The organism is Cryobacterium inferilacus, from assembly GCF_019599185.1.
Classification (GTDB): domain Bacteria; phylum Actinomycetota; class Actinomycetes; order Actinomycetales; family Microbacteriaceae; genus Cryobacterium; species Cryobacterium inferilacus.
Genome location: NZ_JAIEUL010000003.1, coordinates 101,252 through 119,494 on the forward strand (window position 1 = coordinate 101,252; position 18,243 = coordinate 119,494).

Sequence of the window (18,243 nt, forward strand, 5' to 3'; positions counted from 1 at the left end):
ACGGGCCCTACACGCTGGTGACGTCCTCGACCTCACCCACGAGCTCCTCGATGATGTCCTCGAGGAACAGCACCCCGGTGGCGACCCCGCTCGAATCGAACGACGTGGCCACGTGCGAGCCGGTGCGGCGCATGGCCGCGAGGGCGTCTTCGAGGTCGCTGTCGCGCAGCACCGTCGCGAGCTTACGCACCCGCTTGGCGGGCACCGGCTGCGCGAAGGCCGCCGGTCCGGTGAGGTCCATCACGTCCTTGAGGTGCAGGTACCCGGCGGGCATTCCGGCGTCATCGGTGAGGATGTACCGGGAGAAGCCGTGCTCGGCCACCGCACGCTGCAGGTCGGCCGGCGACGCATGCTCGGGCAGGAATACGATGCCCGACAGCGGCACCTCCACATCGGAGACCCGTTTGGTGGTGAACTCGAACGCCGCCGACAGGGTGCCGGAGGCATCCAGCAGCATGCCTTCCCTGGTGGACTGCCGCACGATGCCGGCGACCTCGTCGAGGGTGAACGCGCTGGTGGCTTCGTCCTTGGGCGTCACCCTGAACAGCCGCAGCACGCCGTTCGCCAGCCAGTTGAGGCTGAAGATCACCGGTTTGAAGACGGTGGCCACGAACACCAGCGGCGGCGCGAGAATCAGCGCGGCCCGGTCGGGCACCGAGAACGAGATGTTCTTGGGCACCATCTCGCCGAGCACCACGTGCAGGAAGGTGACCAGGCCCAGCGCGACCGCGAACGCGATCACGCTGATGGCCTCCGCGGAGAGCGCCGTGAGGCCCAGCGGGATCTCGAGCAGGTGGTGGATCGCGGGTTCGGACACGTTCAGGATCACCAGGGAACACACCGTGATGCCCAGCTGTGAGGTGGCCAGCATCAGGGTGGCGTGTTCCATCGCCCACAGGGTGGTCTTGGCGGCTTTGTTGCCCTGAGCGGCCAGGGGCTCGATCTGCGAGCGGCGGGCCGAGATCACGGCGAATTCGGCGCCGACGAAGAAGGCGTTCACGGCCAGCAGCACAACGAGCCAGAGCAGCCCGGGTAGGTACTCACTCATGGGTCAGCCTCCCTTCAATGACGGCCGTGACCGGGTCGAGGTCGGCCTCGGTTGCGGTGGGGGTGAGCCGGATGCGCGTGACGCGCGCGCCGTCCATCCGCTCGACCCGCAGGGTGCCCACGTCGATGGGCACGGTGTCGCCCAGCTCGGGCATCCGGTCGAGCCGGTCGGTCACGAAGCCGGCGATGGTGTCGTAGTCGCCGTCGTCTGGCACGGTGACGCCGATCCGCTCGAGCAGTTCGTCGGGGCGGAGGCCCGCGTCGAAGACGATGGAGCGGCCGGTGCGCACGATGCCGGCCTTGGCCCTGTCGTGCTCGTCCTCGAGTTCACCGACGAGTTCCTCCACGAGGTCCTCGAGGGTGACGATGCCGGCGGTGCCGCCGTACTCGTCGGAGACCACGGCGATCTGCAGCCCCTGTTGGCGGAGGGTCCCCAGCAATCGGTCGACGCCCATTGACTCCGGCACCCGCAGGGCGGGCAGCATCAGCTCGTCGGCGCGCACCAGGGTGCGGCGGCCGAGCGCCACCGCGAAGGCCTGCTTGACGTGCAGCACGCCCAGGATGTCGTCGGTGTCCCGGCCGATCACCGGGAACCGGGAGTAGCCGGTGGCGCTGGCCAGGGTGACGATGCTCTCGGCGGTGTCGGCGGCGTGCACCGACGCCATCTGCACCCGAGGGGTCATCACGTCGGCGGCCGAGTGGTCGGAGAACCGCAGGGTGCGGTTGAGCATCTCGGCGTGGTCGGCGTCGAGCAGGCCTTCCATGGCCGAGCGGCGCACCAGGAAACCGAGTTCCTCGGCGCTGCGCGCGCCGGAGAGCTCTTCCTTGGGTTCGATGCCGACCAGGCGGATGAGGGCGTTGGCGGTGTTGTTGAAGAGCAGGATCACGGGCTTGAACACGGCGGTGAACGCGGCCTGCATCGGCACCACGAATTTCGCGGTGGCCAGCGGAACCGCCAGCGCGAAGTTTTTGGGAACGAGCTCGCCGATCACCATGGAGAACAGGGTGGCCAGCAAGATACCGATCACGGTGCCGAGCACCGGCACGACACCCGCGGGCACGCCGAGGTCGAGCATCGGGCCGCGCAGCAGCGAGCTGATGGCCGGCTCGAAGGTGTATCCGGTGAGCAGGGTCGTCAGCGTGATGCCCAGCTGCGCGCTGGAGAGGTGCGTGGAGGTGATCCGCAGCGCCTTGATGGTGGGGCCGAGGCGTTTTTCACCGCGGGCCTGCCGGGCCTCGAGCTCGTTGCGGTCGAGCGTGACGAGGGCGAACTCGGCGGCGACGAACACGCCGGTACCGAAGGTCAGAATCAGCCCGAGGCCCAGCATGATCCATTCGTTCACGAGGTGGCTCCCTGTGCCCGGAGGCGGTGCGCCCGGATTCGTTCGGGGCGGGCAGGGAGCGTGGGTTTATGCGTGGGAGGGTCATCCATTGTGGGTCGAGCTTAGCGGCGCTTCCTGTACGAACGCACAGGGTCAGGTCACCGCCAGCCCTCCATCCGCTTCTGCGCCAGGGTCGTGCCCAATTCGCTTCGGCTCGCGGGGTTCTTCCAGTAGTAGGTCAGCGCGGAGTAGAGCAGGCGCGGTGAGGCGCCGAGGATCTGGGTGTTCAGATCGACCGTGGAATCGGCGAAGGTGACCCGCAGAACCGGGATGTGTACCTTGCGGGGATGGTCCGCGTTCGTGAACACGGCCCCGATCGACGTGACCGATTCCCACGGCACATCGGCATCACCCCCGGCGAAGCGGAACGCGATGCCGGACTCCCCGATGCCCGCCCCGTGCAGGTGCGGCCAGCCGGTTCGTTTGCTGTAGGAGAGAACCGACATGATGGCGATCCAGCCGAAGTACAGTGCGCCCAGAAGCAACCCCGCCAGCGGGATGAGGACATGCACGATCTCGCCCCCGGCCAGTTCGAGGGTGCCGAAGAACCCCCAGATGCAGACCAGGGTGATGGCGGCGCAGCCGGCCACCGGCCGCCACGGCACGGGCCGGAGCTTGGCGAAGTAGCTCCACTGGTCCGGCGGCGGGGTCGACGATGAGGCGAACGCGAACGCGTTGACGAGTTGCAACGGCTTGCGGGATGCGGAGCCGGTCAGCCAATCCGCGGGCACCTCGTAGGTCTGGGTCACATCTGCGACGCTATCGAGTTCTCGATTCGAGTGTGCGGAAGCCCGGACTCGCCGGTCGGGTGTGGCGGATAAAACCTTGCACCGTTAGGTTTGTTGCGCGGCAGAATCCTGTCCGCCATCACTTCCAAAGGAGCAAGTATGCCCAGCACACCCTCGGTCCAGCTGTACACCGTGAGGGATGCGGTCTCCGCAGACCTTCAGGGCGCCATCGCCCGCATCGCCGACATCGGCTTCACCCAGGTCGAGCCCTACGCGTTCGTCGAGCGCGCCGACGAGTTCGCGAAGGCGTTCGCGGCATCCGGCGTCACGGCGCCGTCCGGGCACGCCCCGGTCATCGACTCCGCCGACCCCGGCCGCACCTTTGACGCCGCTGCGCAGCTGGGCATCGGCACCGTCATCGACCCGTTCATCCCGAGCGACCGCTGGCAGACGGCCGACGACGCCGCGCGCATCGCCGACCGGGTGAACGAACTCCAGACGATCGCCGCCGCCCAGGGCCTGCGTTTCGGCTACCACAACCACCAGTGGGAGTTCGCGAACCACGTGGACGGCCGCAGCATCTACGAGCTGTTCGTCGAGCGACTCTCCCCCGACGTCGCGCTCGAACTCGACACCTACTGGTCGACCGTCGGCGGCGCGGACACCCCAGAGCTGCTGCGCCGCCTGGGCGACCGCGTGCAGTTCCTGCACGTGAAGGACGGCCCGATCGCCGGCGCCATCGCCACGACGCTGCCCAGCAACGAGAGCGCACTGGAGGTTCCGGAGGAACTCACCCAGGCGTTCAAGAACCAGCTGCCGGCCGGCAGCGGTGAGGTCGGTGTCGCCGCCATCCTGGCGGCCGCCCCGCATGCCCTGCGGGTGGTGGAGTTCGACGGCTACGCCGGCGACGTCTTCGAGGGCATCGCGGCGTCGTTCGCCTGGCTTCTGGAGAACGACAAGTGAGCCGTACCGGACGTGTCGGCGTCGGCGTCATCGGCGCCGGCGTCATCAGCGGCACCTACCTGGAGAACATGACGGCCTTCGCCGACCTCGACGTGCTCTTCGTCGCGGATCTCGACCTCGATCGCGCCCGGGCACAGGCCGAGGCCTACGGGGTTCCCGGCCACGGCTCCGTCGAGGATCTGCTGGCCAGGGACGACATCGAGATCGTCGTGAACCTCACCATCCCCGCCGTGCACACCGCGGTGGGTGAGCGCATCATCGCCGCAGGCAAACACGTCTGGAGCGAAAAGCCGCTGGCCCTGGATCACGACTCCGGCGCGGCGCTGCTCGCCGCGGCACAGGATGCGGGCCTGCGGGTCGCCTGCGCACCCGACACCGTGCTGGGCGCAGGCATCCAGACGGCCATGCGGGCGATAGCGCGCGGCGAGATCGGCGAACCGCTCACGGCCACCACGATGTTCCACGTTCCGGGCCCCGATGCCTGGCACCCGAACCCCGAGTTCCTGTTCGCGCTCGGCGCCGGCCCGCTCTTCGACATGGGGCCGTACTACGTCACGACGCTGGTGCACGCCTTCGGCTCCGCCAGCCGGGTCGGCGCGGTGTCGTCCACCTCCAGCGCGGTGCGCACCATCGGCAGCGGGCCCCGGGCGGGCACCGAGTTCCCGGTGCAGGTGCCCACCCACCACGCCGCCGTCATCGCGTTCGAGGGCGGAGCGTCGGCGCAGTCCACGTTCAGCTTCCAGAACGCCCTGCCCCGGATGGGCTTCGTGGAGATCAGCGGCACCGAGGGCACCCTGGTGCTGCCGGACCCGAACACCTTCGAGGGTGATTCCACGCTGTGGCGGTTCGGCCACGAGGAGCCGACCACGATCGCCGCGGCCGGGTCCACTTATGGTCGCGGCTCCGGCGTGCTCGACCTGGCCAGGTCGATCCGGGCCGGGGTGCCCGAGCGCGCCAGCGGCGCGGTCGCGGCGCACGTGCTCGATGTGCTGCTGGCCGTGGCCGAGGCCGCCGAGACCGGCACCACGGTCGATGTGGCGTCGAGCATCGCCCAGCCGACGCCGCTGGCCGAGGACTGGGATCCCGCGGCGCCCACCCTCTAGCGCGCTCCGGCCCGCGAACTGTGACCTAAGCCCCAGAAACGCTGGGTTTTCGGGCTTACCTCACAGTTCGCGGGCGGGCCAGGGCTATCACGGCCTCGACGTGGGCGGCCATGTCTCGGCTGCCGTCGAACATCCACTGCACCTGCATGCCGTCGCTGACCGCCATCAGGATCGACGCCAGCATCTCCGGGTCGACCGAGGCGTCCAGCCGGCCGGATGCCTGCATCCGGGCCACCCCAGCCGCGATGGTGCTCCGCGAGTGCGCATAGCGTTCCCGGAAGTAGTCGTGCGCGGGATGCTCGGGGTCGGTCGCCGCGGCGGCGGACAGGTTCGCGAACATCTGCACGAGGCCGGGCACCTCGGCATTGTGCCGGATCAACGCCGCGAAGGTGGCTGCCGGGTCCGGGTCCTCGGGATCCTTCGCCGCGTCGATCTCGTCCCGGGTGCGCAGGATCGCCACCCAGAGGTCGTCCTTGGACTCGAAGTAGTGCAACAGGCCGGCCTGGGTGAGTCCCACCGCGACGGCGATGTCCCGCACCGAGGTCTGGTGGAAGCCCTGCCGAGCCACGAGCGCCAGCGCGGTCTCGAGGATCTCGGCGCGCTTCGCGACGCCCTTCGGGTACTTGCCCACGCTCGCCATTTTCCCAGGCTACCGACCTTCCGCGAACCGTGAGTAAAGCACCCAAAACCCGAGGTATCTGGGGCTTATCTCACGGTTCGCGAGATGTTGCTTTCCGCATCGCGGAAAGGGCACCCACATAGTGGAAACACTGTGGAATTCTGATCCCGCGCCGTTACCGGTCGCACGCTCACGCACACTGGATACAGACAAAAGACAGAGAGGTCTCCATGTCATCGTCAACCCCCGCACCGGCCGCGCCGCCCCGCACCGCAGACTCGAGCATCTCCGAGGCGGACCTGCGCCGGGCCGGCTGGGCCAGCTCGCTCGGCAGCGCACTGGAGTACTACGACTTCGCGCTCTACAGCCTGGCGTCGGCGCTCATCTTCAGCGAACTGTTCTTCACCGACAGCGACCCCACCACCGGGCGCATCCTGGCCTTCGCCACCTACTTCATCGGATTCGCGGTGCGCCCCCTCGGCGGCCTGTTCTTCGGGTCGCTCGGCGACCGCATCGGCCGCAAGTCGGTGCTGCTGCTCACCGTGCTCCTGATGGGCGGCGCCAGCACCGCGATGGGCCTGCTGCCCACCTACGACCAGGTCGGCATCCTGGCACCGATCCTGCTCATCGTGCTCCGCATCCTGCAGGGCTTCGGCGCCGGCGCCGAGCAGGCGGGCGCCGCCACCCTGATGACCGAGTACGCGCCCCGCCACCGCCGCGGGTTCTTCGCGTCGCTGCCGTTCATGGGCATCCAGATCGGCACCGTGATCGCGGCCCTGGTCTTCTTCCTGCTGCTCATCCCGAGCCAGCAGGTCGTCCTGGACGGCCTGTGGCGCATCCCGTTCCTGGCCAGCGCCGTGCTCATCGGCGTGGCCGTGTACATTCGGCTCAAGCTCAAGGAATCGCCCTCGTTCGTGAAGCTCGAGGCCCACGAGCAGGTGCAGGAGAAGCCGCTGCGCAGCCTCCTGCGCACCTCGCGCAAGACCGTGCTGATCGGCATGGGCCTGCGCATGGCCGAAAACGGCGGCTCCTCGATCTACCAGGTGCTGGCCATCAGCTACGTCGTCACCGTCGCGCTGGGCTCGTCGGTCACCGCCGGCCCGATCGGCGCGATCTCCCTGGTCTTCGCGGCCGCCGTCGGCGCCATCACGGTGCCCGTCGCCGGGCTGCTCAGCGACAGGTTCGGTCGGGTGCGGGTCTACCGCGGGTTCGCGATCTTCCAGTTCGTCATCGCCGTGCCGGTCTGGTGGATCCTCAGCACCGGCAACGTCGTGGCGACCGTCGCGGCCATCTCGGTGGCTCTCGGCATCGGCACCTGGGGCATGTTCGGCGCCCAGGGCGCCCTGATGCCCGAGCTGTTCGGCTCCCGGCACCGCTACACCGGCGTGTCGGTGGCCCGCGAATTCTCCGCCGTCATCGCCGGCGGCCTGGTGCCGCTGGTCGGCGCGCTGCTGCTGGCCTGGTTCGCCGACAGCTGGGTGCCGCTGGCGCTCTACCTGCTCCTGCTGACCGGCATCACGATCGCCGTCACCTTCATCACACCGGAGACCAGGGGCCGCGACCTCGATCTCGAGACGGATGCGCTCGACGACGTCCCCGTGCCGGCGGCGGCACCCGCAACCGCTCCGGTCGCCGTCGCGGTGGGAACCCCCCGTGCCTGACCTGGCTGCGGCCGGAGCGCCGACCTCAGCGCCGGGGCAGCAGCACGGCCAGCTCGGCGGCGGCCTCGCGCAACGGACCGAGGAATTGCAGGGCCTGCTCCACCGTGGTGCGGTAGGCCGGCGACGGAACAGAGAGGGCGGCCACCGCGATGCCCATGGCGTCCAGCACGGGAACGCCGACGGTGACGATGCCCTCCTCGTGCTCCTCGTTCGAGACCGCGAAGCCCTGCGAGCGCACCCGGGCGATCTCGGCCGCGAACGCGGCCCGGTCGGTGATCGTGCGGCTCGTGAACCGCTCCAGCGGCAGCGTCGTCACCAGGTGATCGCGGGTCTCCCAGTCGGCGAAGGCCACGAGCACCTTGCCCATCGACGTGCAGTGCAGCGGGCCGAGCTTGCCGGTCTCGCCGCGCACGCCCACGTGGTGGCGCGCCTCGATGTGGTGGATGTAGAGCTGATGCTCGCCGTCGAGGACCGACATCAGGCTGGCCTCACCGGTGGCGCGCGACAGCGTGCGCAGCACGGGCAGGGCCACACCCTGGAAGCCGTGCGCGCTGGACACGGCGGCGCCGAGCTGGAACAGGCGCAACCCCAGGCTGTAGAGCTTGGTCTCCGGATTGAAGCTCACGAAGTCGTCACGCACCAGCGAACCGAGCAGCCGGTGCGTCGTGGTCACCGGGTACCCGGTCCAACGCGCCAGGTCCGACAGAGTGGCCCCGTCGGGATGCGGGCCGAGCACGGTCAGCAGGCTCAGCGCCTTGCCCACCATGTCCTTGCCCACCGTTTCGGTGTCCCCGGTTCTCACGCGTCGATCGTACCGGCATCCGCTCGGACGGGCGCACCGTGCTGATCGCGCGGGTGGCCACCGACAGCGGACCCCGGCACGGCATCGTGGACGGCGACCAGGTGCGACTGGTGTGCAGCCTGGCCGATCTGCGCCGCACGGGCGAGCGGGTGCCGTTCACGCCGCACACCCTGCTTGCGCCCATCCAGCCGGGCACCATCTACGGGATGGCCCACAACACCGGTCCCGCCGACCGGGCGCTGGCGCCGCAGGCGTTCCTCAAACCGCGGCACGGCGCCATCGGCCCCGGCGACCCCATCCCGGTGCCGCACGGCATCGGCCCTGTCGTCGCCGAGGCCGAGCTGGCCCTGGTGATCGGCAGCCCGGCCCGGCACCGCAGCCTGGCCGACGCTCTCGAGGTGGTGCTCGGCTACACCGCCGCGAACGATGTCACCGCCCGCGCGCTGCAGGCCCAGGATTCGCTGTGGCTGGCCGGCAAGGGCTTCGACGGGTTCACCCCGCTCGGCCCGGTGATCAACACCGAGCTGCCCATCGAGGCCGACATCCACCTGGCCGTGGACGGCACGACGGTCTCGCACTCGGCGACCACCGGGCTGGCCCGCGGGTTCGCCGAGATCATCGTCTACCTCAGCAGCATCACCACCCTGCAGCCGGGGGACGTCATCCTCACCGGCGCCCCGGGCGCCGACGCCGAGCTGCTGCCCGGCGGCCGGGTGGCCGTCACCGTTGGCGGGCTCACCCTGGTGAACCCCGTCGTCGGCGCCGCGGCACCCGACGGCCTGCTCGAGCACTATCGGAAGGCCATCGCATGACCCCCACCACCCGCCAGAGCGCCCGTCTGGACGTCGTCACCCTCGGCGAGATCATGGCGATGTTCGTGGCCGACGACGCCGGCATCCTGGCGGGCGTCGATCACTTCACCCGCCGGCTGGCCGGGGCCGAATTCAACGTGGCGGTGGGCCTGACCCGGCTCGGCCACCGGGTGGGCTACCTCACCCGGCTGGGCGCCGACCCGTTCGGCGAGTTCGCGCTCGCCCGGCTGGCCGACCTCGGCATCGACGCCGGGGAGGTCAGCATCGACCCGGACGCCCCGACCGGATTCCAGTTGAAGAACCGGACCGACCCCGGCGACGACCCCACCGTGGTGTACTTCAGGGCGCATTCCGCCGCCCGCCGGCTGGCACCGACCGCGGCGACGGATGCCTACCTGCGCCGCGCCAGGCACCTGCACCTCACCGGCATCCCGCTCGCCCTCGGCGAGGGCCCGCGCGCCCTCGCCGCCCAGGCGATGGCCGCCGCCCGGCGAAGCGGCGCCACGGTGAGCGTCGACCCCAATCTGCGGCCCGCGCTCTGGCCGGACACCGCGACCATGGTTCGCACGGTCAACGATCTGGCCGTGCAGGCCGACTGGGTGCTGCCCGGTCTGCCCGAGGGGCGCATCCTCACCGGGCACGGCACCCCGGAGGGCGTCGCCGGCTGGTACCTCGACCGCGGCGTGAAGGTCGTCGCCGTCAAGACCGGTTCGGCGGGCGCCGAACTCTTCACCCGCGACGGCCTGCACGTCGTCTGCCCGCCGTTCCGGGTGTCCCCGGTCGACACCGTCGGCGCCGGCGACGGCTTCGCGGCCGGGTTCATCAGCGCCGCCCTCGACGGCCGCCCCGTGCACGAGTGGCTCAGCCGAGCCGCCGCGGTGGGCGCCATCGCCACCACCAGCCACGGCGACCAGGAGGGCCTGCCCGACCGCGCCGGTCTCGAGGCCTTCCTCGAGGCCGCGACACACCAGACTCTTGACCACGCCTCCACGCCCGCAGAAAGGGCCTTCGCATGACCACCACCACCCGCCCGTCCACGCTCCGCCCGTCCACGCTCCGCGTCGTCGTGGCCTCCCCGCTCTCGGAGGAGCTCTGCCGCCTCATCGAGCGCACCGAACCGCGCCTCGACCTGGTCCGGGACCAGACCCTGCTCCCGCCCATGCGGCACCCCGCCGACTACCGCGGCGACCCGGCCTTCACGCGCACCCCCGCCCAGCAGACGGCGTTCGAGGCGCTCGTCGACTCCGCCGACGTGCTCTACGGCATCCCCGACGTGGACCCTGACGCGCTCCGGCGCACGACGCAGGCCAACCCCAGGCTGCGCTGGGTGCAGCTCATGGCCGCCGGCGGTGGCGCCCAGGTGAAGGCGGCCGGTCTCGGCGGCGACGACCTGGCGCGGGTGACCTTCACCACCTCGGCGGGGGTGCACGGCGGCCCGCTGGCGGAGTTCGCCCTGTTCGGCATCCTGGCCGGTGCCAAGCAGCTGCCCCGGCTGCAGCAGCAGCAACGCGAGCACGAGTGGCCGGCCCGCCGGCCGCTCGGCCAGGTGCGCGACCAGACCGTGCTCCTCGTGGGCCTGGGCGGCATCGGCCGCGAGATCGCCCGGCTCACCCACGCCCTCGGCATGCACGTGATCGGCGCCCGCCGCGCGGGCAGCAGCAGCACCGTTGACCACGTCGACGAGTACGTGTCGATCGACGACCTCACCGAGCACGTCGGCCGGGCCGACGCGATCGTCGTCTCGCTGCCCGGCACCGCCGCCACCGAGGGCATCGTGGGCGCGGCGGTCTTCGCCGCCGCCCGGCCCGGTGTCACGGTCGTGAACGTGGGCCGCGGCACCGTCATCGACGAGGCTGCCCTCACCCTTGCCCTGCAGAACGGCCAGGTCGGTTTCGCCGCGCTCGACGTGTTCGCCACCGAGCCCCTCGCCGCCGACAGCGCGCTCTGGGACCTGCCGAATGTTCTCGTCAGCCCGCACACCGCCGCCCTCGACCCCGGCGAGGAGCGCCGCATCGCCGAGCTGTTCGCCCAGAACGCCACCGCCCTGCTCGACGGCCGCCCTCTGCGCAACACGGTCGACACCGTCGAGTTCTACTAAGCCCTTCCGCGAACCGTGACTTAAGCCCCGAAAACTCGCGTTTTGAGGTGCTTTTCTCACGGTTCGCGGAGGGGTGCGCCCGCTAGGGTGGCCGGATGAACCTCCTTGTGCGACTCACTCAGCGCGGCGCCGTGGCACTCACCGAGATCACCCAATTCGCCCTCTACTGGCTGGGCGGCGGCAACGGCGATCCCGATCGACTGCGAGCGGCGGATGCCCGCCGGGCCCGAGCCCGCAACGCTCCGGCCCACCCAGCCCGGAGCGCCGCCGGCCGGGGCGCCCGCAAGCGCTGACCGCGTCCAGCGGCTGAGTCAGCCGCCGGCGGCGAGGGTGTCCATGGTGCGCTGGATGGCGACGGCCGCCGCGCCCTGCGCCCAGGAGATGAAGCCGCTGGCTTCCAGGAGCACGTCGACCTCGACGGCCTCTGGGTCGCGGTCGGCCAGGATCGCGGCGTCCATCTCGGCGCGGGCGATCTCGAGAAAGCCCAGCCCCTCGCCGGCGAGCACCACGTGTTCGACCATGGCGAGGTTGGCCACCGCGGCGATCAGCCGGCCCAGCGCGGTGCCGGCGGCGCGCAGCACGGCGAGCGCCACCGGATTGCCGTTCTGCGCCAGGTCGAGCACCTCCGCGTAGCTGACCGTGCGTCCCAGGGCCACCTCCACCTGCCCCCGGATGCTGGGTATCGTGAGCATCGCCGTTGAGCAGCCGCGATGGCCCAGGAAGCACAGCGGGCCCGTCGGGTCGAGCGGGAAGTGCCCGCCGAGACCGAGGCCGGCCTGCGAGGTGCTGACCACCTGGTCGTGCATGACGAGGCCGTAGCCCACGCCGGCGCCGACGGTGAGCACGGCGAAGTTGGAGAACCCGCGGCCCAGGCCGAACCAGTGCTCAGCCGCCGCCAGCGCCACGACGTCGTTCTCGACCATGACCGGCACCTTCAGCTGTGCCTCTACGGCATCCGCCAGTGGCACCCCGCGCCAGCCCAGGAACGGTGCGCGGTCCACCACCCGGTTGTCGGACACCTGGCCGCCGACGCTGATGCCGATCGCGGAGAACTCCTGCTCGTTCGCCAGCTCCCGGGCCAGGTCAACGATCACCGCGACGACGTCGGCCAGCTCGTGGCTGGGCAGCGGGCGGCTGGCCCTGCTCCCCTCCGCGGCGCGCAGGTCGGTGGTGACGGCGACGGCGGTGTCGCCGGTGAGCTTCACGCCCAGGAACTGTCGGGCGTCCGCGACCACATCCAGCGGCTTCGCCGGTCGGCCCATGGCGCCCTCGAGCTGCTCGTTCACCTCCACCAGCAGGCCGCCGTCGAGCAGGGGCCGTGCCAGACGGGTGAGCGTGGCCAGTGACAGGCCGAGCCGTTGGGCCAGCACGCTCCGCAGGATCGGCCCGTGGATCAGGACCTCCCGGGCCAACTCGCTGGACGGTGCGCGGTAGCGGCGTTCGGCGGCATCGACGGATGACATGGGTGGGCAACTTTCGATCGACAGTGCCGGCACGGCGCCCCGGCGCCAGCGGCGCTCACGGGCTGGTGAGTACGATCAGAATACCGGTTCCGCTCGCCCGGTTATGTTGCAAAACGCAAGAAAACCGCGCCGCCGAGCCCGCCGGATTGCGGGTTCCCGGCTGAATCCAGCCGACTTGACTTTGCTTTACTTGCAATATAGAAATATATGCATGTCCCACAGTGTCGTCGTGAATAACAGTGCCGTCATGAATAACAGTGCCGTCGTCCATCTCCGCAATGGCGGCACCAGCGTTCTCCTCGATACGAGCGGCCCCGCCCTACCCGTGATCGTGCACTGGGGCGCCGACCTGGGCTCCCCCGACGCCGCCGACCTCGACGCCATCGTGCTGGCCACCCTGCCCCAGCGCGTCTCCGGCGGGCTCGACGTGCCGGCCCGCCTCGGCCTGCTTCCCCAGGAGTCCACCGGCTGGCAGGGCACCCCTGGCCTGACCGGCAGCCGCGCCGGCCGGTTCTTCTCCCCCGCGCTGGTCACCACCGCCATCGACCACACCGGCGACACCCTCATCGTGCACGCCACCGATGACATCAACCGTCTGGCCCTTCGCATCGACCTGGCCGTCGATGCGGCCGGCGTGCTCAGCTCGAGCCTCACGCTCACCAACACCGGCGACGACGACTACGACCTGGTCGACCTCTGCGTCACCCTGCCGCTGCCCGCCAGCGCCGACGAGATCCTGGACACCACCGGCCGGCACCTGCGCGAACGCTCCCCGCAGCGGCACGCCTTCACCCAGGGCCGGCACCAGCGCGACAGCCGCAAGGGCCGTCCCGGCGCGGATGCGACCCTGCTGCTGGCTGCCGGGACCCCCGGCTTCGGCTTCGAGACCGGCCTCGTGCACGCCGCGCACCTGGCGTTCAGCGGCAACCACCGCCTGGCCGCCGAGAAGCTCGTGACCGGGTCGGCGTTCCTGCAGGCCGGCGAGCTGCTCGCCGCCGGCGAGATCCGTCTGGCCCCCGGCGCCGCTTACAGCACCCCCACGGTGATCGCATCCTGGGGTGACGGGCTCAACGAGCTCTCCGCCCGCATCCACACCCGCCTACGCTCCCGCGACGTGCACCCGCGCACCCCGCGCCCGGTCACCCTCAACACCTGGGAGGCGGTCTACTTCGACCACGACCTGGGCCGGCTCACCGCTCTGGCGCAGGCCGCCGCCCGCGTCGGCGTCGAACGGTACGTGCTCGACGACGGCTGGTTCCACGGCCGCCGCGACGACACCGCCGGCCTCGGCGACTGGGTCGTCGACGCCGACGTCTGGCCAGACGGCCTCGGACCGCTGATCGACACCGTCACCGGCCTCGGCATGCAGTTCGGCCTCTGGGTCGAACCCGAGATGGTCAACCCGGACTCCGACCTGGCCCGCGCGCACCCCGACTGGCTGTTGCAGGCCGCCGGACGGCTGCCCGTCGAGGGCCGCCAGCAGCAGGTCCTCGACCTCTCGCACCCCGATGCCTACGCGTACATCCTCGAGAGCCTCGATGCCCTGCTCGTGGAATACCCCATCGGCTATCTCAAGTGGGACCACAACCGCGACCTCGTCGACGCCGGCAGCACCCGCACCGGCACCGCCGCCGTGCACGAGAACGTCGTGGCCCTGTACGCCCTGCTCGACGAGCTCAAGGCCCGCCACCAGGGCCTGGAGATCGAGAGCTGCGCCTCCGGCGGCGCCCGCGTCGACCTCGGCATCCTCGACCACACCGACCGCATCTGGACCAGCGACTGCATCGACCCCATCGAACGCCTCACCATCCAGAAGTACACCGGCCTGCTGGTTCCCTACGAACTGCTGGGGGCACACATCAGCGGCCCTGAATCGCACTCCACCGGGCGCCGCCACGACCTGTCGCTGCGCGCGGGCGTCGCCCTGTTCGGCCACCTCGGCATCGAGTGGGACATCAGTGCGCTGTCCGCGGCCGACGAGGCCGAGCTGATCAGCTGGATCGACCTCTACAAGGCCAACCGCGCCCTCTTCCACACCGGAACCTCGGTACACGTCGACCACGGCGACCCGGCCGTGGACCTCCGCGGCGTGGTCGCCGCCGACCAGAGCGAGGCGATGTTCGTCTTCAGCCTGGTGGCCAGCAGCGCGGCCTACCCGGTCGGGTTGCTGCGTTTCACCGGCCTGGCCGACGACACCCGCTACAGCGTGCGTCTGGTCAACCGGGAGCACACCGGCGTGGGCACCGGCCAGTCCCCGCTGGTCTGGGCCGAACGGCCACTGACCCTCACCGGCCGGGCACTGCGCACCATCGGCCTGCAGGGGCCGGCGCTCTTCCCCGAACACCTCGCTGTTTTCCAGATCACGTCCGCGTAAAGCGGACCGAGCGCAAGGAGGCGCCATGACGACACCCCGCACCACGTTCCACCCCAGACCTCGGCGGCGGCGGGCGCGGGCCATGGTCGTCGCGGCCGCGGCCCTCGTCGCCCTGAGCGGATGCTCCGCCGGCGCCGGCGACGTCGTCACCCTCAACTTCTTCCAGTTCAAGCCGGAGGCGGTGGGCAACTTCTCCGCCATCATCAAGGACTTCGAGGCCGCGAACCCGGGCATCAGGGTCTCGCAGAACTCGGTGCCGGACCCGGACACCGCCATCCGCACCCTGCTCGTGAAAGACAAAGTGCCCGACGTGCTCACGCTCAACGTCAACGGCAACTACGGCGAGCTCGCCAGGGCCTGCATCTTCGCCGACCTCGGCGAGAACCCGGTCGCCGAAACTGTGAAACCGGCCGTGCAGGACATCGTGCAGTCGTTGGGAACCTGCTCCACCGACAGCGCCGACGAGGTCAACGCGCTGCCGTTCGCCAGCAACGCCTCCGGCATCCTCTACAACCCCGACATCTTCGCCGCGAACGACGTGCAGGTGCCGACCACCTGGACCGAGCTCGTCGCCGCCGCCGACACCTTCCAGGCCAACGGGGTCTCGCCGTTCTTCTGCACCATGAAGGACTCCTGGACCGCCAACCCCGCCTTCGTCAACCTCGGCGGCACGCTGATGCCCGACGGTTTCTTCGACACCCTCCGCGAGGAGAGCACCAGCGGGGCCGGCACGGTCTCATTCGCCGAGGACTTCGCCGAGGCCGCCGACAAAGAGGCGACGCTGTTCGAGTACTGCCAGGACAACTTCGCCAGCCGCGATTACAACGCCGGCAACAAGGCCTTCGCCGACGGTGAATCGGCGATGTATCTGCAGGGCTCCTACGCGATCCCGGCAATCCGCGCCAACAACCCCGACGCGGCCATCGGCTCCTTCCCCTACCCGGTCACCGACGACGCCGACGCCCGCGTCGTGGTCTCCGGGGTGGACGTTGGCATCATGATCGGCCGGGACACCCCGCACGCCGCTGAGGCGCAGAAGTTCGTGGACTACCTGATGTCGCCCGAGGTCGTGACCGCATATTCCGAAGCGCAGAGCACCTTCTCACCGCTCAAGGATGCCGCGCCCAACAGCGACCCCGCCCTGGCCGGACTCGAACCGTACTTCTCCGCCGGCACCATCATCGGCTTCATCGACCACCAGATTCCCGCGGCCGTGCCGCTGGTGAACCTGCTCCAGACGCTGGTGATCACCGGCGACACCGAGACCTTCCTCGCCGACCTGGATTCCGAATGGGGCAAGGTCGCCGCCCGCACCACCACGCAGAGACAGGGGAAGTGAGATGACCGCCACGATGACGCGGGCGAAGACGCCCGCCGCGGCGCCCGGTACACCGGCCCGGGTGCGGTCGAACATCGCCCGCACGCCCCGCACCTTCTATTGGATGGTGGTGCCGGCCGTGGTGATTTTCTTCGCCCTGCACACCATTCCGGTCTTGAGCGGCATGTTCTTCAGCCTGACCAACTACGCCGGCTACGGCACCTGGGACCTGGTCGGCTTCTCGAACTACATCAACCTGTTCCAGGACGACAGGGTGCTCAACTCCTACGGCTTCACCTTCGGCTTCGCCATCGTGTCCACCATCCTGGTGAACGTGATCGCGCTGGCCATCGCGCTGGGCCTGAACTCGAAGATCAAGTTCCAGGCCGCGTTCCGCGGGGTGTTCTTCATCCCGTACGTGCTCGCGATCCTGATCATCGGCTACGTGTTCAACTACCTGTTCGCCAACTCGTTCCCGGCGATCTTCACCGCGTTGGGCCTGCCGGGGCTCTCGGGCAACCTGCTGGCCAGCCCCGACTTCGCCTGGGTCGGCATCGTCATCACCACGGTCTGGCAGGCGGCGGCGTTCAACGTCATCCTGTACCTGGCCGGGCTGCAGACCATCTCCGCTGACCTGTACGAGGCCGCCGCCATCGACGGCGCGAGTGGCTGGCGCCGGTTCCGCTCCATCACGTTCCCGCTGATCGGTGCGTACTTCACCATCAACATGGTGCTCTCGTTCAAGTCGTTCCTGCAGGTCTTCGACCAGATCGTGGCCCTCACCGCAGGCGGACCGGGAACGTCCACCGAATCCATCGCCCTCGTGATCTTCCGCGGCGGCTTCCAGGGCGGCGAATACGGGTACCAGATGGCCAACGCCGTGGTCTACCTGTTCGTCATCATCATCGTTTCATTTCTCCAGCTGCGCATCCTGCAGCGCCGGGAGGCGAGCTTCTCATGACCGACACCCTCACCCAGACAACCGCCCCGCTGCCCGGCGAGCCGGATGCGCCCACCCGCGCCCCGCGCACCCGCAGGCGCCTCGACGGCGGCAACGGCGGCACCAACTGGTGGCTCACCGCCCTCATCGCGGTCTGCTCGCTCACCGTGCTCATCCCGCTGTACTTCACCGTCGTCACGGCGTTGAAGACGCCGGACCAGCTCGGCGGCACCGGGTTCGAGCTGCCCACCAGCATCCGCTGGGAGAACTTCGCGGATGCCTACCAGCTGACCAACTTCCCCCGGGCGTTGATGAACACGGCCCTGATCACGGTGGGCGCGGTGTTCCTCACCCTGCTCACCAACTCGTTGGTGGCCTACGCCATCGCCCGCAACATGCACAAGAGGTTCTTCAAGGGGCTGTACTTCTACTTCCTCGCGGCGATCTTCGTGCCGTTCCCCATCATCATGCTGCCGGTGGTGAAGGAGACCGCCCTGCTGGGCCTGGACACCCCGGTGGGCCTGGTGCTGCTGTACACGGTCTACGGGCTCTCGTTCAACATCTTCATCTTCGTCGCCTACATCAACTCCATCCCGGTGGAACTGGAGGAGGCCGCGCGGCTGGACGGCGCCAGCACCTGGACGGTGTTCTGGAAGGTGATCTTCCCGCTGCTGTCGCCGATGAACGCGACGGTCGGCATCCTCACCTGTGTCTGGGCGTGGAACGACTTCCTGCTGCCCCTGGTGGTGCTCTCCGATCCATCGGCGCAGACCCTGCCGCTGGCGCAGTTCATCTTCCAGGGCCAGTTCAACACCAACTACCCGGTGGCGTTCGCCTCCTACCTGATGGCACTGGCGCCGCTGCTGGTGGTCTACGTGATCGCCCAGAAGTGGGTGGTGAGCGGCGTCACCCGCGGCTCGGTGAAGTAGCCGA

At 69.8% G+C, this 18,243-nt stretch carries 17 protein-coding genes; 11 read left to right on the forward strand and 6 right to left on the reverse strand.

The window, feature by feature from the left end; translation table 11 throughout:
- Positions 1–7: 7 nt before the first annotated feature.
- The 3 genes from K2F54_RS03820 to K2F54_RS03830 form a co-directional block, all read right to left on the reverse strand.
- Positions 8–1,048, reverse strand: coding sequence for a hemolysin family protein (locus K2F54_RS03820; protein WP_220604527.1), 1,041 nt, complete (start codon positions 1,046–1,048; stop codon positions 8–10).
- On the reverse strand, positions 1,041–2,390 hold the full coding sequence (locus K2F54_RS03825; protein WP_220604528.1) for a hemolysin family protein: 1,350 nt from the start codon (positions 2,388–2,390) through the stop codon (positions 1,041–1,043). The genes K2F54_RS03820 and K2F54_RS03825 overlap by 8 nt, the downstream gene beginning before the upstream one ends.
- A gap of 137 nt (positions 2,391–2,527) precedes the next feature.
- Positions 2,528–3,178 (reverse strand): hypothetical protein, encoded by a 651-nt coding sequence (locus K2F54_RS03830; protein ID WP_220604529.1) that lies wholly within the window; start codon positions 3,176–3,178, stop codon positions 2,528–2,530.
- Positions 3,179–3,316: 138 nt separating this feature from the next.
- On the opposite strand from K2F54_RS03830, the gene K2F54_RS03835 reads away from it, so the two are divergent.
- Positions 3,317–4,120, forward strand: coding sequence for a sugar phosphate isomerase/epimerase family protein (locus tag K2F54_RS03835; protein WP_220604530.1), 804 nt, complete (start codon positions 3,317–3,319; stop codon positions 4,118–4,120).
- Positions 4,117–5,223, forward strand: a complete 1,107-nt coding sequence (locus tag K2F54_RS03840; RefSeq protein WP_220604531.1) for a Gfo/Idh/MocA family protein — start codon at positions 4,117–4,119, stop codon at positions 5,221–5,223. The genes K2F54_RS03835 and K2F54_RS03840 overlap by 4 nt, the downstream gene beginning before the upstream one ends.
- Positions 5,224–5,278: 55 nt before the next feature.
- Here the strand turns inward: K2F54_RS03840 and K2F54_RS03845 are convergent, their stop codons facing one another.
- Complete coding sequence (locus K2F54_RS03845) at positions 5,279–5,863, reverse strand: TetR/AcrR family transcriptional regulator (RefSeq protein ID WP_220604532.1); 585 nt, start codon at positions 5,861–5,863, stop codon at positions 5,279–5,281.
- A gap of 209 nt (positions 5,864–6,072) precedes the next feature.
- On the opposite strand from K2F54_RS03845, the gene K2F54_RS03850 reads away from it, so the two are divergent.
- Positions 6,073–7,503, forward strand: a complete 1,431-nt coding sequence (locus K2F54_RS03850) for an MFS transporter (RefSeq protein WP_220604533.1) — start codon at positions 6,073–6,075, stop codon at positions 7,501–7,503.
- Between the two features lie 25 nt (positions 7,504–7,528).
- Here K2F54_RS03850 and K2F54_RS03855 read toward each other — a convergent pair whose 3' ends face one another.
- On the reverse strand, positions 7,529–8,305 hold the full coding sequence (locus tag K2F54_RS03855) for an IclR family transcriptional regulator (protein ID WP_308287503.1): 777 nt from the start codon (positions 8,303–8,305) through the stop codon (positions 7,529–7,531).
- 38 nt (positions 8,306–8,343) lie between these two features.
- Here K2F54_RS03855 and K2F54_RS03860 point away from each other — a divergent pair, with 38 nt between their 5' ends.
- The 4 genes from K2F54_RS03860 (at position 8,344) to K2F54_RS03875 (ending at position 11,508) form a co-directional block, all read left to right on the forward strand.
- Positions 8,344–9,117: a fumarylacetoacetate hydrolase family protein gene (locus tag K2F54_RS03860; protein WP_220604534.1), complete on the forward strand. Its 774-nt coding sequence runs from the start codon at positions 8,344–8,346 to the stop codon at positions 9,115–9,117.
- A complete protein-coding gene (locus K2F54_RS03865) occupies positions 9,114–10,133 on the forward strand; it encodes a sugar kinase (RefSeq protein WP_220604535.1) in 1,020 nt (339 codons plus the stop codon). The genes K2F54_RS03860 and K2F54_RS03865 overlap by 4 nt, the downstream gene beginning before the upstream one ends.
- Positions 10,130–11,215, forward strand: a complete 1,086-nt coding sequence (locus K2F54_RS03870) for a D-2-hydroxyacid dehydrogenase (protein WP_220604536.1) — start codon at positions 10,130–10,132, stop codon at positions 11,213–11,215. The genes K2F54_RS03865 and K2F54_RS03870 overlap by 4 nt, the downstream gene beginning before the upstream one ends.
- Positions 11,216–11,310: 95 nt before the next feature.
- Positions 11,311–11,508, forward strand: a complete 198-nt coding sequence (locus tag K2F54_RS03875; RefSeq protein WP_220604537.1) for a hypothetical protein — start codon at positions 11,311–11,313, stop codon at positions 11,506–11,508.
- An 18-nt stretch (positions 11,509–11,526) separates the two neighbouring features.
- Here K2F54_RS03875 and K2F54_RS03880 read toward each other — a convergent pair whose 3' ends face one another.
- Entirely contained in the window at positions 11,527–12,678 is a 1,152-nt protein-coding gene (locus K2F54_RS03880) for an ROK family protein (protein ID WP_220604538.1), read from the reverse strand.
- A gap of 247 nt (positions 12,679–12,925) precedes the next feature.
- Between K2F54_RS03880 and K2F54_RS03885 the strand changes: the two genes are divergently transcribed.
- Genes K2F54_RS03885 through K2F54_RS03900 form a run of 4 tightly spaced genes read left to right on the forward strand, consistent with a single transcriptional unit; the run spans position 12,926 to position 18,239 of the window.
- Positions 12,926–15,052 carry an alpha-galactosidase gene (locus K2F54_RS03885; protein ID WP_220604539.1) on the forward strand — a complete coding sequence of 709 codons (2,127 nt, stop codon included), beginning with the start codon at positions 12,926–12,928 and terminating at the stop codon, positions 15,050–15,052.
- A gap of 25 nt (positions 15,053–15,077) precedes the next feature.
- Complete coding sequence (locus tag K2F54_RS03890; RefSeq protein ID WP_220604540.1) at positions 15,078–16,391, forward strand: ABC transporter substrate-binding protein; 1,314 nt, start codon at positions 15,078–15,080, stop codon at positions 16,389–16,391.
- Between the two features lies 1 nt (position 16,392).
- A complete protein-coding gene (locus K2F54_RS03895) occupies positions 16,393–17,331 on the forward strand; it encodes a carbohydrate ABC transporter permease (RefSeq protein WP_220604541.1) in 939 nt (312 codons plus the stop codon).
- A complete protein-coding gene (locus K2F54_RS03900; RefSeq protein ID WP_220604542.1) occupies positions 17,328–18,239 on the forward strand; it encodes a carbohydrate ABC transporter permease in 912 nt (303 codons plus the stop codon). Before K2F54_RS03895 ends, K2F54_RS03900 begins: the two co-directional genes overlap by 4 nt.
- The last annotated feature ends 4 nt before the right edge of the window (positions 18,240–18,243 follow it).